We start from the raw sequence: 15410 nt of genomic DNA on the forward strand, positions 1-15410 counted from the left end.
TGAATCGTATCAAGGGGAGAAACACTATGTACTTGACGCCTCAGCATGTTTTGCTCGCCGGCGCGACCGGGTTGACCGGGGAACACTTATTGGACCGGCTGCTCAATGAGCCGACCATCACCCGGGTACTGGCGCCTTCGCGCCGGCCACTGGCCGAGCATCCGCACTTGGAAAATCCGGTTGGGGAACCGGCCGAGTTGCTGCAACGGCTGGAGGGCCCGGTCGACATCGCGTTCTGCTGCCTCGGCACCACCATCAAGAAAGCCGGCTCCGAACAGGCGTTTCGCGCGGTGGACCTTGACCTGGTGGTGGCCTTCGCCAAACGTGCCCGGGAGCTGGGCGCACGGCATCTCATCGCGATCAGTGCGTTGAATGCAGACGCGAAGTCATCGATTTTCTACAACCGGGTCAAGGGTGAAATGGAGGCAGCCCTCAAGGCCCAGGACTGGCCGCAGTTGACCATCTGCCGGCCCTCGCTGTTGCTGGGCGATCGGGTAGAACCGCGTTTGGCGGAGCAACTCGCCGGGCCTTTGTCCAAGTTGATCCCGGGCAAATACCACGGTATCGAAGCCTGCCAACTGGCCCGGGCCATGTGGCGCCTGGCGTTGGAAGAGCAGGATGGGGTGCGGGTGGTGGAGTCGGATGAGTTGCGCAGGCTTGGCAAATAGCCTGCCGCCCGGGACAACAAATGATCCCTAGCACACCTGCATTTTCAGCTTGTCGTTACAGCCCACCCGTGGCCTGGAACCCCACTCCCAGCGCCGTAAACAAGGACAACGGCAACAACAAGGTATCCAGCAGCGCACTTCCCGGCAGGTCGAGGCCCGGATAGCTCGGCGCCTCGGCACCAAAACGGTCCTTGGCGCAGCAGCCTCCATTGAGGGCGTACAAGTCCAGGCGTGTCCCGGCATAGACCACCGGCGCTCCTGGCTTGGCGGCGTCGAGGGTGCGAGCGGTGGCGCAGCCGTTCAGTTGCAAGGCCAGCAACACCGCCAGCAGCTTATTCATCGCAGCTCAAATGATGCTCGCCCCAGCGCGGCAACATATCCTGGGGAATGTTCAGCAGGTTAAGGATCCGTGCCACGACAAAGTCGATCAGGTCGTCGATGGTCTGCGGCTGGTGATAGAACCCCGGCGAGGCCGGCAGGATGGTCACGCCCAAGTTCGACAGCTTGAGCATGTGCTCCAGATGAATGCTCGAATACGGCGCTTCCCGCGGCACCAGGATCAACTGGCGGCGCTCCTTGAGCGTGACGTCGGCCGCACGCTCGATCAGGTTGTTGCAGGCCCCGGTGGCAATCGCCGAGAGTGTGCCGGTGGAACACGGCACCACCACCATCGCCGCTGGCGCGCCGGAGCCCGAGGCCACCGGCGACATCCAGTCTTCCTTGCCGTACACACGAATCTGCCCCGCCGCCGCACCGGTGTATTCGGTGAGGAAGGCCTGCATCATCTGGGGCTTGGCTGGCAGGGTCACGTCGGTCTCGGTGGCCACCACCAGTTGCGCGGCCTTGGAGATGAGGAAATGCACCTCGCGCTCCTCGCGCACCAGGCAATCGAGCAGGCGCAAGCCGTACTGGGCGCCGGACGCACCGGTCATCGCCAGCGTGATGCGTTCCGGGCCACCGTCCTGCAAAAGCGTGCTCATTTCAGCGCCTCGGCCAGTTTGCCGTGCAAGCCGCCGAAGCCGCCGTTGCTCATGATCACCACGTGGGTGCCGGGCTGGGCCTGGCTCTTCACGCGCTCGATGATGCCTTCCAGGGAATCGCTGACAATCGACGGCACCGTGCACAGCGCGGCTGTAGCGCCAAGATCCCAGCCCAGGTTGGCCGGTGCGTACCAGATCACCTGGTCGGCATCGACCACGCTTTCCGGCAGGCCGTCGCGGTGGGCGCCGAGCTTCATCGAGTTGGAACGCGGCTCGATGATCGCAATCAGCGGCGCATCACCGATGCGCTTGCGCAAACCGTCGAGGGTGGTGGCGATAGCCGTCGGGTGATGGGCAAAGTCGTCATAAATGGTGATGCCGCGCACCTCGGCGACTTTCTCCATCCGCCGCTTCACGCTCTTGAACGCGCTCAACGCGGCGATGCCCATCGACGGCACCACGCCGACATGACGAGCCGCCGCCAAGGTCGCCAAAGCGTTGGCAACGTTGTGTTGGCCGGTCATGTCCCACTCAACCACGCCTTGGGACTGGCCCTCGAACATCACTTCGAACTCAGAGCCGTCTTCCTTGAGCAATTTCACCTGCCACTGCCCGCCCGCGCCGGTGGTTTGCACCGGGGTCCAGCAGCCCATTTCGATGACGCGCTGCAACGCCGGCTCGGTGGTCGGATGAATCACCAGGCCTTCGCTGGGGATGGTGCGCACCAAATGGTGGAACTGTCGCTCGATGGCCGGCAGATCGGGAAAGATGTCGGCATGATCGAACTCGAGGTTGTTGAGGATCGCCGTGCGTGGACGGTAGTGGACGAACTTCGAGCGTTTATCGAAAAACGCACTGTCGTATTCGTCGGCCTCGATCACGAAAAACGGCGTGCCGCCCAAGCGCGCCGATACCGAGAAATTCTGCGGCACGCCACCGATCAGGAAGCCCGGGCTCATCCCGGCGTGCTCCAGCACCCAGGCGAGCATGCTGCTGGTGGTGGTCTTGCCGTGGGTGCCGGCCACGGCAAGGACCCAACGGCCCTGCAACACGTGATCGGCCAGCCACTGCGGGCCCGAGACATACGGCAGACCTTTGTTGAGCACGTACTCCACCGCCGGGTTGCCACGGGACATGGCGTTGCCGATGACCACCAGGTCCGGCGCCGGCTCCAGTTGCGCCGGGTCGTAGCCTTGGGTCAGCTCGATGCCCTGAGCCTCCAGCTGCGTGCTCATGGGCGGATAGACGTTGGCGTCGGAACCGGTCACATGGTGGCCCAGCTCTTTGGCCAGGACCGCCATCGAACCCATGAAAGTGCCGCAAATACCGAGAATATGGATGTGCATAGTCGACCTCGTAAACATGGCCGCAGGTTAGCGTAGGGAGGGGAAAATCGCACCTTGTGTTTCAGCCCCCGGTACACAGGCGGCTGACCGCACAACAGCAGTCAGCAGTCAGCAGTCATCTGATTAATTATCAGTGGTTCAGCGGGCAATCGCGTGTTTACGCAGCTTGCGGTAGAGGGTATTGCGGCTGATGCCCAACTGTTCCGCCGTGTGGGTCATGTGCCAGCGCTGGCGCTCCAGTGCATCGAGCAGCGCCAGGCGCTCGGCGTCTTCCAGTGGCCGTTCCGCCACTGCCTCGACCGCCGCAACCGGGCGCTGGCGGATCATCGCCGGCAAGTCCTCCAACCCGATCCGCCCGCCGTCGCACAACGCAGCAAGGGTACGCAGCACATTGCGCAGTTGCCGCACGTTGCCCGGCCAGTCGAACCCCAGCAACGCCTGGCGCGCCGGTTCGTCGATAAACACCGGCTCGGCACCGCTCTCTTCAGCCAAGAGGAAGTCCAGCAACTGCGACTTGTCACTGCGCTCACGCAACGCCGGCAGCGGGATTTCCAGGCCATTGAGGCGGTAATACAAATCCTCGCGGAAACTGCCATCGCGCACCCGATCGAGCAACTGTCGGTGGGTGGCACTGATGATGCGCACGTTCACCGGCTCCGGTTCGCCGCCGATGGGCACCACCTGGCGATCTTCCAGCACCCGCAGCAACCGAGTCTGCAAGGCCAAGGGCATGTCGCCGATTTCATCGAGGAACAGCGTGCCGCCGTCGGCCTGTTGCAGCTTGCCGCGCATGCCCTCCTTGCGGGCGCCGGTAAAGCTGCCGCCGCGATAACCGAACAGCTCGCTCTCGATCAGGCTTTCCGGAATGGCCGCGCAGTTGAGGGCGACGAAGTTTTTCCCCGAGCGCTGGCTGGCGTGGTGCACCGCCTTGGCAAACGCCTCCTTGCCGGAGCCGGTCTCGCCATGGATCAACAGCGGCACATCGCGCTCGTAGACCCGCAGCGCCTTGCGAAAATGCTCCTGCAACGCCGCATCCCCCAGGCAGATCCCTGGCAGACGCGCGGGCTCGACCACTTTGAAGGCCGGCGCGACTTGCACCGGCACGCTGCGCGGTTGGCCGCGCAACACGGCGAACAAATGCCGGCCATCGCGGGTACGCAACGGCCAACTGGCGCTGGCCTGGGCGCTGGCCCGGCCCATCAGCTCATCCAGCGAACAGTCGAAGAAGTCCTCGACCCGCTGGCCAAGCAAGCCGCCACGCATGTGCCCGAGCAGGTTCAACGCGCTCTGGTTGACCGCGCAGATCCGCCCTTCGCCGTCGAACGCCATCAAGCCTTCGCTGAACAGCCCCACGGACTCGGCCTGCAAGTGAAAGCGCAGCAGCCATTGATTGTCGAAGCAACGAAGGAAATAACAGCTCTCGATCATCTTCGCCGAGAGGTTGACCAAGGCCATGGTGTGGAATTGGCTCTGGCGCGACACGTCCGGTCGGGCCGAGGACACGTCGAGCACCGCCAGCAACTCACCCTGGGGATCGAACACCGGGCTGGCCGAGCAGGTCAGGCCGGTGTGGCGGCCACGAAAGTGTTCTTCCTGGTGGATAGTCAGGGCCTGGCGTTCCACCAGGCAGGTGCCGATGCCGTTGGTGCCTTCGCAGGCTTCGCTCCAGTCGGCGCCGAGCCAGAGGCCGGCCCGTTCGAAAATCTTCCGTTCGCTGGGGGCGGTGACGCAGTTGAGGATCACGCCCCGGGCGTCGGTCAACAGCACCGCGTGGCCGGCGCCGGACAGTTGTTGATGCAGGCTGGTCATTTCCGTGCCGGCGATGTGCAACACCTGTTGCAAGCGCTCGCGGCTCTCCAGCACCCGGCCATGTTCGAGCACCGTCGGCGCCAGGTTCTGGGCCGGGTCGAGGTGATAGTCCTCGAGGCAGCGCAGCCAGGAACGGGCAATCGACGGATCGCTGCCAGGGCCCTGCAAATGGGCCTTGCCCTGGGTGACCGTCAGGACTTGCTGGGCATGGCGACTCAAATGGTTGCTGTGCATTTCTTATTGTTCTCCCCGAGGGTAGCGGTCCTCAGCATCCTCCAGCCCACCGACCTTTGCAATGCTGGCGCGACCTGCCAGTCACAGACTGTCTCAACCATGGCACAAACTGTCACACGCTGCGTATCGCAAGCGTGACACAGGCCCTCCGTTTATCCGACGAACTCATCCTAAAGTCTTGATTTCCGGGCCCTGCAAGGCAATGGCCCAACCTTTGCTCTAGGCTTAAGTACCAGCGCGAATTTGCGCGGCTCCCTAATAAGCACAAAAGCCAAGGAGAACTCATCATGCGTTACGCTCACCCCGGTACTGAAGGCGCTATCGTTTCGTTCAAGGCTAAATACGGTAACTACATCGGCGGCGAGTTCGTCGCGCCTGTCAAAGGTCAGTACTTCACCAATACATCCCCGGTCAATGGCCAGCCCATTGCCGAATTCCCGCGCTCCACGGCCGAAGACATCGACAAAGCCCTGGACGCCGCCCACGCTGCCGCCGATGCCTGGGGCGCCACCTCGGTCCAGGCCCGTTCGCTGATTCTGCTGAAAATCGCCGACCGCATCGAAGCGAACCTCGAAACCCTGGCGATCACCGAATCCTGGGACAACGGCAAGGCCGTGCGCGAAACCCTCAACGCCGACATCCCCCTGGCTGCCGACCACTTCCGCTACTTCGCCGGTTGCCTGCGGGCCCAGGAAGGCGCCGCCGCCGAGATCGACGGCAACACCGTGGCCTATCACATTCATGAACCGCTGGGCGTGGTCGGGCAGATTATTCCGTGGAATTTCCCGCTGCTGATGGCTGCCTGGAAACTCGCCCCGGCCCTCGCCGCCGGTAACTGCGTGGTGCTCAAGCCCGCCGAGCAAACCCCGCTGGGCATTTGCGTACTCATGGAACTGATCGGCGACCTGCTGCCTCCCGGCGTGCTGAACGTGGTGCAAGGTTTCGGCAAAGAAGCCGGCGAAGCCCTCGCCACCAGCAAGCGCATCGCCAAGATCGCCTTCACCGGTTCCACCCCGGTGGGCTCGCACATCATGAAATGCGCCGCCGAGAACATCATCCCGTCCACCGTAGAACTGGGCGGCAAGTCGCCGAACATCTTCTTCGAAGACATCATGCAAGCCGAGCCGAGCTTCATCGAGAAAGCCGCCGAAGGCCTGGTATTGGCCTTCTTCAACCAGGGCGAAGTCTGCACCTGCCCATCCCGCGCCCTGGTGCAGGAGTCGATCTACGACGAATTCATGCAAGTGGTGATGAAGAAGATCGAACAGATCAAGCGCGGCGACCCGCTGGACACCGACACCATGGTCGGCGCCCAGGCGTCCGAGCAGCAATTCGACAAAATCCTTTCGTACCTGGAAATCGCCAAGGGCGAAGGCGCCGAACTGCTGACCGGCGGCCAGGTGGAAAAACTCGAGGGCAACCTGGCGACCGGGTATTACATCCAGCCGACCCTGCTCAAGGGCACCAACAAGATGCGCGTGTTCCAGGAAGAAATCTTCGGCCCGGTGGTGAGCATCACCACCTTCAAGGACGAAGCCGAAGCCCTGGCCATCGCCAACGATACCGAGTTCGGCCTCGGCGCCGGCCTCTGGACCCGCGACATCAACCGCGCCTACCGCATGGGCCGGGCGATCAAGGCCGGTCGCGTGTGGACCAACTGCTACCACCTGTACCCGGCGCATGCCGCGTTCGGTGGCTACAAGAAGTCCGGCGTCGGGCGTGAAACCCACAAGATGATGCTCGACCACTACCAGCAAACCAAGAATCTGCTGGTGAGCTACGACATCAATCCGTTGGGGTTCTTCTAAGTAAAAAGGGCGGGGCAGTTCATGCTGCTTCGCCCTTTCATAGCTATCGCGAGCTCTCCCTCCCACAGGGCAAAAAACAATAAAAACAGGTAAACCCTTATGCCAAGCGATCATGCAAACCCGCAATCGGCAACGTCCTCGGTCGACTTCGAAAAAGTCGGCTCCGAATATTTCCAACAACGCGAACTGAAAAAAGGCGCGGCGGGCTGGGTCCTGCTGGTGGGCCTGGGCGTGGCCTATGTCATTTCCGGCGATTACGCCGGCTGGAACTTCGGCCTGGCCCAGGGTGGCTGGGGCGGGATGTTCCTCGCCACGCTGCTGATGGCCGCGATGTACCTGTGCATGTGCTTTTCCCTCGCCGAGCTGTCCTCGATGATCCCCACCGCCGGCGGCGGCTACGGTTTTGCCCGCAGTGCCTTCGGGCCCTGGGGCGGGTTTCTCACGGGCACGGCGATTTTGATCGAATACGCCATCGCCCCGGCGGCGATTGCCGTGTTCATCGGCGCCTATTGCCAGTCTTTGTTCGGCATTGGCGGCTGGATGATCTACCTGGCGTTCTACATCATCTTCATCGCCATCCACATATTCGGTGTCGGCGAAGCCCTCAAGCTGATGTTCATCATCACCGCCGTCGCCGCCCTGGCGCTGGGGGTTTTCCTGGTGGCGATGGTGCCGCACTTCAACGTCGCCAACCTGCTGGACATCCCCGTCAAGGACGCGGTGGGCGCCAGTCCGTTCCTGCCGTTCGGCTACGTCGGCGTCTGGGCGGCCATTCCCTATGCGATCTGGTTCTTCCTCGCCGTGGAAGGCGTGCCCCTGGCCGCTGAAGAAACCAAGAACCCCAAGCGCGACCTGCCCCGCGGCCTGATCGGCGCCATGCTGGTGCTGGTGGCCTTCGCCCTGCTGATCCTGGTGATCGGCCCGGGCGGCGCCGGCTCGAACGCGCTGATGGCCTCGGGCAACCCGCTGGTGGAAGCCCTGGCCAAGGCCTACGGCGGCTCGACCTGGATGGGCAGCTTCGTCAACCTCGTCGGCCTGGCCGGTTTGATCGCCAGTTTCTTCTCGATCATCTACGCCTACTCGCGGCAGATCTTTGCCTTGTCCCGTGCCGGCTACCTGCCGCGCAAACTCTCGGAAACCAATAAAAGCAAAGCACCGGTCCTGGCACTGGTGATCCCCGGCATCATCGGTTTCGGCCTGTCCTTGACCGGCCAGGGCGACCTGCTGATTCTGGTAGCCGTGTTCGGCGCGACCATCTCCTACGTGCTGATGATGGCCGCGCACATCACCCTGCGCATCCGTCGCCCCAAAATGGACCGGCCATACCGCACGCCGGGCGGCATCTTCACCTCGGGCGTGGCCCTGGTGCTGGCGTGCATCGCCGTGGTGGCGGGCTTCCTGGTCGATCCACGGGTGGTGATCGGCGCCGCGATCATCTATGGAGTGTTAATTGCTTACTTTGCTTTCTACAGTCGGCATCACTTGGTCGCAGGCACGCCCGAAGAGGAATTCGCGGCCATTCAAAAAGCCGAAGAAGCCTTGCACTAAGCCGTAACGTGCCGAAAACCACGGCGCCGCCCAGCGGCGCCGTCACGGAGAACCTGTATGGCCAGCTTTGCACACACGGTCGGCGCCCAGACCTACCGCTTCGATAGCCTCAAAGACCTGATGGCCAAGGCCAGCCCGGCCCGTTCCGGGGACTTCCTGGCCGAGATCGCCGCGCTTAACGATGGCGAACGCGTGGCCGCGCAAATGGCTTTGGCTGACTTGCCCCTCAGCCATTTCCTGCAAGAAATGCTGATTCCTTACGAGGCCGACGAAGTCACCCGGCTGATCGTCGACACCCACGATAAACAAGCCTTCGCCGCCGTCAGCCACCTCACCGTCGGCGGTTTTCGCGACTGGCTGCTCAGCGAAGCCGCCGATGAACAAAGCCTGCGGGCACTGGCCCCAGGCCTGACGCCGGAGATGGTCGCCGCCGTCTCGAAGATCATGCGCGTGCAAGACCTGGTGCTGGTGGCGCAGAAAATCCGCGTGGTCACCAAATTCCGCGGCACCCTCGGCCTGCGCGGGCGCCTGTCCACGCGCCTGCAGCCCAACCACCCTACCGACGAACCCGCCGGCATCGCCGCGAGCATCCTCGACGGCCTGCTCTTCGGCAACGGCGACGCCATGATCGGCATCAACCCGGCCACCGACAGCACGGCCTCGATCTGCGCCATGCTGGAAATGCTCGACGCCATCATCCAGCGCTACGACATCCCCACCCAAGGCTGCGTGCTGACCCACGTCACCACCTCCATCGAAGCGGCCAACCGTGGCGTGCCCCTGGACCTGGTGTTCCAGTCCATCGCCGGCACCGAAGCGGCCAACGCCAGTTTCGGCATCAGCCTGAACATTTTGAAGGAAGGCTACGACGCCGGGCTCAGCCTGAATCGCGGCACCTTGGGCAACAACCTGATGTATTTCGAAACCGGCCAGGGCAGCGCGCTGTCGGCCAACGCCCACCACGGCGTCGATCAGCAGACCTGTGAGACGCGGGCCTACGCCGTGGCACGACATTTCAACCCGTTCCTGGTGAATACGGTTGTAGGCTTCATCGGCCCGGAATACCTGTACAACGGCAAACAGATCATCCGCGCCGGCCTCGAAGACCACTTCTGCGGCAAGCTTTTGGGCGTGCCGATGGGCTGCGACATCTGCTACACCAACCACGCCGAAGCCGACCAGGACGACATGGACACCCTGCTGACCCTGCTGGGCGTGGCCGGGATCAACTTCATCATGGGCATCCCCGGCTCCGACGACATCATGCTCAACTACCAGACCACCTCGTTCCACGACGCCCTCTACGCCCGCCAGACCCTGGGCCTGAAACCGGCGCCGGAATTCGAAACCTGGCTAGCGAACATGGGCATCTTCACCCAGGCCGATGGCCGGGTGCGGTTCGGCGATAACCTGCCGCCGGCGTTTCGTCATGCCCTCGCGCATTTGGGATAAGCCGCATTTTTATGAGTGAGTTGCCCATGGATAAAACACCTGTCGATTCGCAAAACCCCTGGCTGAACCTGCGCACCCTGACCCCGGCGCGCATCGCCCTGGGCCGCACCGGCACCAGCCTGCCCACCTCGGCGCAACTGGACTTCCAATTCGCCCACGCCCAGGCCCGCGATGCCGTGCACTTGGCGTTCGATCATCAGGGCATTCGCGCACAGTTAACCGAGCGCGGCCGTGAAAGCCTGTTGCTCCACAGCGCGGCCAGCGACCGCAACAGCTATCTACAACGCCCGGACCTGGGCCGACGGCTCGACGACATTTCCGCACAAATGCTGCAGGACTACGCGGCGGCCCATCCCGGCGGTGTGGACTTGGCCATTGTCGTCGCCGATGGCCTGTCGGCGCTGGCGGTGCATCGCCATACGTTGCCGTTCCTGGCGCGGCTGGAAGAACAGATCGCCGCTGAAGGCTGGTCGGTGTCGCCCGTGGTCCTGGTGGAACAGGGCCGCGTCGCCGTGGCCGATGAAGTGGCAGAACGCCTTGGCGCAAAGATGTCGGTGATCCTGATCGGCGAACGTCCCGGCCTCAGCTCCCCCGACAGCCTGGGGCTGTATTTCACCTACAACCCCAAGGTCGGCCTGACCGACGCCTACCGCAACTGCATCTCCAACGTCCGCCTCGAAGGTTTGAGCTACGGCATGGCGGCCCATCGCCTGATCTACCTGATGCGCGAGGCCTGTCGCCGGCAGCTTTCGGGGGTGAATCTGAAGGACGAAGCCCAGCTTCACACTCTAGAGTCGGAAAACGCTGCCGATATGAAAGGTAATTTCCTACTGGCGCCGCCCCCAAGCTGAACCTGTATCGCAATTGCGCTTTTGATCCGCTTTCAGGCAGCATCTTGGCACGGCAGTCCGCCGTTGTTGTCAGACTTCATGTCGACCTTTGCAGACGAGACCTACCATGCGGATTATCCAAGCGACGCTGGAACACCTGGACCTGCTGACCCCGTTGTTCGTCAAATACCGGGAATTCTATGGCTCGCTGCCGTTTCCGGATTCGTCCCGGGCCTTCCTGGAAAAACGCCTGCGCCGCAAGGAATCGGTGATCTACCTGGCCCTGCCCGATGACGACGACAGCAAATTGCTCGGCTTCTGCCAGCTCTACCCAAGCTTCTCGTCCCTGTCGCTCAAGCGCGTGTGGATCCTCAACGACATCTACGTCGCCGAAGACGCCCGCCGCCAACTCGTCGCCGACAACCTGATCCGCACCGCAAAAAAAATGGCCAAGGAAACCAACGCCGTGCGCATGCGCGTCTCCACCAGCAGCAACAACGAAGTGGCGCAGAAAACCTACGAGTCGATTGGGTTCAAGGAAGACACCGAGTTCAAGAACTACGTGTTGCCGATCAGCGAAGGGCTTTGAGCCCTAGGGCTGCCCGCGGCAACCCTGGCCTAACTCCCGTGGCGAGGGGGCTTACTCCCTCGCCACAAAAGCGGTCTGAGCCACACCTCATCCAGCCACTCCCTCAGAAATTCCCAGCTACAAACTCCCCCCGCACTCCCCCCGCCCCACCGTATAATGCCGCTCTTTCCAGCTTGTAAGAAAAAGCTACACACCCTGTAGCCATACTCAAAGCCAGACCCACCAGCCCCGCCGAGCCGGGCCGCCACCAAGGTGTTATGCATGGATTTCAACCCCCTCGACCTCATTCTGCATCTCGACGTCTACCTCGACATGCTGGTGACCAACTACGGGACCTGGATCTACGCCATCCTGTTCCTGGTGATCTTCTGTGAAACCGGCCTGGTGGTCATGCCGTTCCTGCCGGGCGACTCCCTGCTGTTCATCGCCGGCGCCGTCGCCGCCGGTGGCGCCATGGACCCGGTTCTGCTGGGCGGCCTGTTGATGCTCGCGGCGATCCTCGGCGACAGCACCAACTACCTCATCGGCCGCACCGCTGGCGAAAAACTGTTCAGCAACCCCAACTCGAAAATTTTCCGCCGCGACTACCTGCAACAAACCCACGACTTCTACGACAAACACGGCGGCAAAACCGTGACCCTGGCGCGCTTCCTGCCGATCATCCGCACCTTCGCGCCCTTCGTCGCCGGCGTCGGCAAAATGCCTTACCCGCGCTTCTTCGGCTTCAGCGTACTCGGCACCATCCTGTGGGTCGGCGGCCTGGTGACCCTCGGCTACTTCTTCGGTAACGTGCCGTTCATCAAGCAGAACCTGTCGCTGTTGGTCATCGGTATCATTCTGCTGTCGCTGCTGCCGATGATCATTGGCGTGGTGCGCAGCAAACTGAGCCAGCGCGCCTCGAAAGCCCAACCGCGCTGATCGCCATGTGGTCCCTGAGCAACTGGCGCCGTCGACGCACCCTCGCCAAACACCCCGTGGCCGATGACACCTGGCAGCGGGTGCGCCAGCAATTGAGCTTCCTCGATGGCATTAGCGCCGCCGAAGACCAATGGCTGCGGGAAGCCTGCGTGCTGTTCCTGCACGATAAACACCTCACCGCCCTGCCCGGCGTCGAACTGCACCAGGAACAACGCCTGCTGCTCGCCGCCCAGGCCCAATTGCCGCTGATGCACCTCGGCGACCTGAATTGGTACCAGGGCTTCCACGAAATCGTCCTCTACCCCGACGACTTCCTCAGCCCCCAGCGCTACCGCGACGCCAGCGGCATCGAACACGAATGGGACGGCGAACACAGCGGCGAAGCCTGGCCCCAAGGCCCGATCATCCTGGCCTGGGACGGCGTCATGGCCAGCGGCGGCTGGGACGGCTACAACCTGGTGATCCACGAACTGGCGCACAAACTCGACATGCTCAACGGCGACGCCAACGGCCTGCCACCGCTGCACGCCGACATGCGCGTCAGCGACTGGGCCGACGCCATGCAACAGGCCTTCGACGACCTCGACCGCCAACTCGACCACAACCCCGACGCAGAAACCGCCATCGACCCCTACGCCGCGGAGAACCCGGCGGAGTTTTTCGCCGTCACCAGCGAATACTTCTTCAGCGCCCCAGACCTGCTGCACCAGGCCTATCCACGAGTGTATGAACAGCTCAAGGCGTTCTACCGCCAGGATCCATTGGCCCGGCTGCGGCAACTTCAGGCCGAAGATCCGGTCTATCAGGCGTCATACTAAGGTCTCCAGGCTTTGCACGAAAAGTCGCCGAGCGGCGATCAGGCAAGGCGAAAACAGGCGAGGAAGCGGAGTTGACTGGTTGTCAATGAGCATTCCGAGCCTGTTTTCAACACAGCCTGATCGTCGCGCAGGCACTTTTCGTACAAAGCCTAAGACCCTGGTAGCGTGGCAACAGCGGCCAAATATGCCTATAATCGCCGCCACTTTTTGGTCAATCCGACCAGTCATCTGGTCAATTAACGGGGGCACCGCCCAATGAGCTACAGCAAGATTCCGGCTGGCAAAGACCTGCCGAACGACATCTACGTCGCGATCGAAATCCCGGCCAACCACGCCCCGATCAAATACGAAATCGACAAAGACAGCGATTGCCTGTTCGTTGACCGTTTCATGGCCACCCCGATGTTCTACCCGGCCAACTACGGTTACATCCCCAACACCCTGGCCGACGACGGCGACCCCCTCGACGTGCTCGTCGTGACCCCTTACCCAGTCGCCCCAGGCTCGGTCATCCGCGCCCGTCCAGTCGGCATCCTGAACATGACCGACGACGGCGGCGGCGATGCCAAAGTCATCGCAGTGCCACACGACAAACTGTCGCAACTGTACGTCGACGTGAAGGAATACACCGACCTGCCACCGCTGCTGATCCAGCAGATCGAGCACTTCTTCGCGAACTACAAAGACCTCGAAAAAGGCAAATGGGTCAAGATCGAAGGCTGGGCCGGCGCAGACGCCGCCCGCGAAGCCATCACCAAGTCGGTTGCCGCCTACAAAGGCTGAGTCGAACTTGAAAAAAACCCCGGTTAACCGGGGTTTTTTTATGCCTGGAGCATCATTAATACCACTTCGTATTGGCAGTGTTTAAATGTGTTTAACGCGCCAGTTTCGATTCCTGCAAACGGAAAGATCATCTTATAAATTTGCACGACATGTTTATTGCCGAAAGCCCAGTCGCCCCTAAACTTTCCGTTTATGAAAATACATTCCAGTGGCGACCGCTTCAGAGCCCTTCTCAAAGAAGCCAATATCCGATCCGCCGACTTCGCGAAGTTATACGGCGTTAAGTCGCAGCACGTGAACAACTGGTTCAACCGTGGCATCCCGCCTGCGCGCATCTACAGCATCGCCGGCCTGCTCACCGTCAGCCCGCAATGGCTCGCCACCGGCGAAGGCCCACAGACCCCACTGGGCCTCGGCCCCGGCACCACCTATGAAGCCGCCGAAAACGACGGCGTCTACAGCGTGGCGGAACCCATGGACATCGAACTGCCTTTCTACAAGGAAGTCCCCATCGCCCCCGGCGAAACCAAAACCCACATCACCGAAATCCCCGACCAATCCATCCGCCTGCCCCGCAGCCACCTCGAATCCCTCGAAATCGACCCCAGCGACGCCATCTGCACCACCATGGTCGGCGACAGCATGGCCGACCGCATCGAAGACGGCTCCACCCTCGCCATCGACCGCGGCCTGACGCAAATTGTTGATGGTCAAATCTATGCCCTCGAACACGACGGCATGCTTCGGATCAAATACCTGCACCGCATCCCCGGCAACCGACTGCGGCTGCGCAGCCACAACAGTGCTGCTTATCCGGATGAAGTCTTCAGCGCAGAGCAGATCGACGCACAACACATCCACGTGATCGGCTGGGTGTTCTGGTGGTCAACCCTCAACAAACAGAGACCGCCGGTGTTCGACTAACCCCGGCATCCACCGCAGCTCCCCGTGGCGAGGGAGCTTGCTCCCGCTGGGCTGCGCAGCAGCCCCCTGCTTTTCCCCTGAATCACCCTAACCCAATGATTCCACACCACTTACCACTGGGATTCCAAACCAAACCCGCGTATCCTCCGCCCCACATTTGCGAGCCCATGCCTCGCACCGACAAGGCAGATCACTTTCTGACCAAGTCCCACAGCCGGCCGCAAGAGCCGGATGTACGTTTTGAAGGCTGGTAAGGTTCGTCAAAAACGAGCTGAATCAGTCAACGAGAAGCCGGCCATAAGCCGGCTTTTTAATTGTCCGCGGATATCCAGAAAAATCCATATCAACCCCCAACTAATCAACAAGCCCGCGAATACACATCAGCCATGAACAAGGGCATGAGTGTGTAAAAGCGGACTTGATTTATCTGGGGACGTGAGGTTTATCCGTCATCTCAGCGTTCGGCTCTTCGACTGCCAGTTTTTTCACTGCCTTGTCAAAATCACTTTCAAACAGTCGACCCTGCACAATTCTGTATTTCTCAAACTCGCTTTCCGCATGTGTCTGGGCAAGCTTGGCAGAAACTTTGCCGTTGTTTTGCAGCACTTTCCGCTCATCAAACTCCAGGAAGGCATCCAACCGCTTGGCCCAACCTCCATGGTCATGGGAATCTTGCGGCGGGCACGGTCTTCAGCCAGCTCCA

At 61.8% G+C, this 15410-nt stretch carries 15 protein-coding genes; 10 read left to right on the forward strand and 5 right to left on the reverse strand.

Annotation, left to right across the window (positions count from 1 at the left end):
• Nucleotides 1-26 precede the first annotated feature (26 nt).
• Nucleotides 27-668, forward strand: coding sequence for an oxidoreductase (locus JZ00_RS27105; protein WP_039594305.1), 642 nt, complete (start codon nucleotides 27-29; stop codon nucleotides 666-668).
• Between the two features lie 55 nt (nucleotides 669-723).
• Here JZ00_RS27105 and JZ00_RS27110 read toward each other — a convergent pair whose 3' ends face one another.
• The 4 genes from JZ00_RS27110 to JZ00_RS27125 all read right to left on the reverse strand — a co-directional run bounded on the left by JZ00_RS27110 (nucleotide 724) and on the right by JZ00_RS27125 (nucleotide 5037).
• Nucleotides 724-1008, reverse strand: a complete 285-nt coding sequence (locus JZ00_RS27110; RefSeq protein ID WP_039594304.1) for a YceK/YidQ family lipoprotein — start codon at nucleotides 1006-1008, stop codon at nucleotides 724-726.
• The gene (ubiX, locus tag JZ00_RS27115; RefSeq protein WP_039594303.1) at nucleotides 1001-1648 is read right to left on the reverse strand and encodes a flavin prenyltransferase UbiX; all 648 of its coding nucleotides are present in this window, start codon (nucleotides 1646-1648) and stop codon (nucleotides 1001-1003) included. The genes JZ00_RS27110 and ubiX overlap by 8 nt, the downstream gene beginning before the upstream one ends.
• On the reverse strand, nucleotides 1645-2994 hold the full coding sequence (gene mpl, locus JZ00_RS27120; protein ID WP_039594302.1) for a UDP-N-acetylmuramate:L-alanyl-gamma-D-glutamyl-meso-diaminopimelate ligase: 1350 nt from the start codon (nucleotides 2992-2994) through the stop codon (nucleotides 1645-1647). Before mpl ends, ubiX begins: the two co-directional genes overlap by 4 nt.
• Before the next feature lie 138 nt (nucleotides 2995-3132).
• Nucleotides 3133-5037, reverse strand: coding sequence for a sigma-54-dependent Fis family transcriptional regulator (locus JZ00_RS27125; protein WP_039594301.1), 1905 nt, complete (start codon nucleotides 5035-5037; stop codon nucleotides 3133-3135).
• Nucleotides 5038-5324: 287 nt separating this feature from the next.
• Between JZ00_RS27125 and exaC the strand changes: the two genes are divergently transcribed.
• From exaC to JZ00_RS27170, 9 genes are all read left to right on the forward strand, one after another.
• Nucleotides 5325-6845: an acetaldehyde dehydrogenase ExaC gene (exaC, locus tag JZ00_RS27130; RefSeq protein ID WP_039594300.1), complete on the forward strand. Its 1521-nt coding sequence runs from the start codon at nucleotides 5325-5327 to the stop codon at nucleotides 6843-6845.
• Nucleotides 6846-6944: 99 nt separating this feature from the next.
• Nucleotides 6945-8393 (forward strand): ethanolamine permease, encoded by a 1449-nt coding sequence (gene eat, locus JZ00_RS27135; RefSeq protein ID WP_039594299.1) that lies wholly within the window; start codon nucleotides 6945-6947, stop codon nucleotides 8391-8393.
• Between the two features lie 57 nt (nucleotides 8394-8450).
• A complete protein-coding gene (locus JZ00_RS27140; protein WP_039594298.1) occupies nucleotides 8451-9845 on the forward strand; it encodes an ethanolamine ammonia-lyase subunit EutB in 1395 nt (464 codons plus the stop codon).
• Nucleotides 9846-9871: 26 nt separating this feature from the next.
• A complete protein-coding gene (gene eutC, locus JZ00_RS27145) occupies nucleotides 9872-10696 on the forward strand; it encodes an ethanolamine ammonia-lyase subunit EutC (protein WP_039594297.1) in 825 nt (274 codons plus the stop codon).
• Between the two features lie 106 nt (nucleotides 10697-10802).
• The gene (locus JZ00_RS27150) at nucleotides 10803-11264 is read left to right on the forward strand and encodes a GNAT family N-acetyltransferase (RefSeq protein ID WP_039594296.1); all 462 of its coding nucleotides are present in this window, start codon (nucleotides 10803-10805) and stop codon (nucleotides 11262-11264) included.
• A 261-nt stretch (nucleotides 11265-11525) separates the two neighbouring features.
• Nucleotides 11526-12182, forward strand: coding sequence for a DedA family protein (locus JZ00_RS27155; protein WP_039594295.1), 657 nt, complete (start codon nucleotides 11526-11528; stop codon nucleotides 12180-12182).
• A gap of 5 nt (nucleotides 12183-12187) precedes the next feature.
• Nucleotides 12188-13000, forward strand: coding sequence for a M90 family metallopeptidase (locus tag JZ00_RS27160; RefSeq protein WP_039594294.1), 813 nt, complete (start codon nucleotides 12188-12190; stop codon nucleotides 12998-13000).
• Between the two features lie 255 nt (nucleotides 13001-13255).
• Entirely contained in the window at nucleotides 13256-13783 is a 528-nt protein-coding gene (ppa, locus tag JZ00_RS27165; RefSeq protein WP_003205933.1) for an inorganic diphosphatase, read from the forward strand.
• Between the two features lie 192 nt (nucleotides 13784-13975).
• On the forward strand, nucleotides 13976-14707 hold the full coding sequence (locus tag JZ00_RS27170; RefSeq protein ID WP_039594293.1) for a LexA family transcriptional regulator: 732 nt from the start codon (nucleotides 13976-13978) through the stop codon (nucleotides 14705-14707).
• Nucleotides 14708-15130: 423 nt separating this feature from the next.
• Here the strand turns inward: JZ00_RS27170 and JZ00_RS32175 are convergent, their stop codons facing one another.
• The gene (locus JZ00_RS32175; RefSeq protein ID WP_268794932.1) at nucleotides 15131-15346 is read right to left on the reverse strand and encodes a hypothetical protein; all 216 of its coding nucleotides are present in this window, start codon (nucleotides 15344-15346) and stop codon (nucleotides 15131-15133) included.
• Nucleotides 15347-15410 lie beyond the last annotated feature (64 nt).

It is taken from the genome of Pseudomonas frederiksbergensis, from assembly GCF_000802155.2.
In the GTDB taxonomy this organism is placed as follows: Bacteria; Pseudomonadota; Gammaproteobacteria; order Pseudomonadales; family Pseudomonadaceae; genus Aquipseudomonas; species Aquipseudomonas frederiksbergensis_A.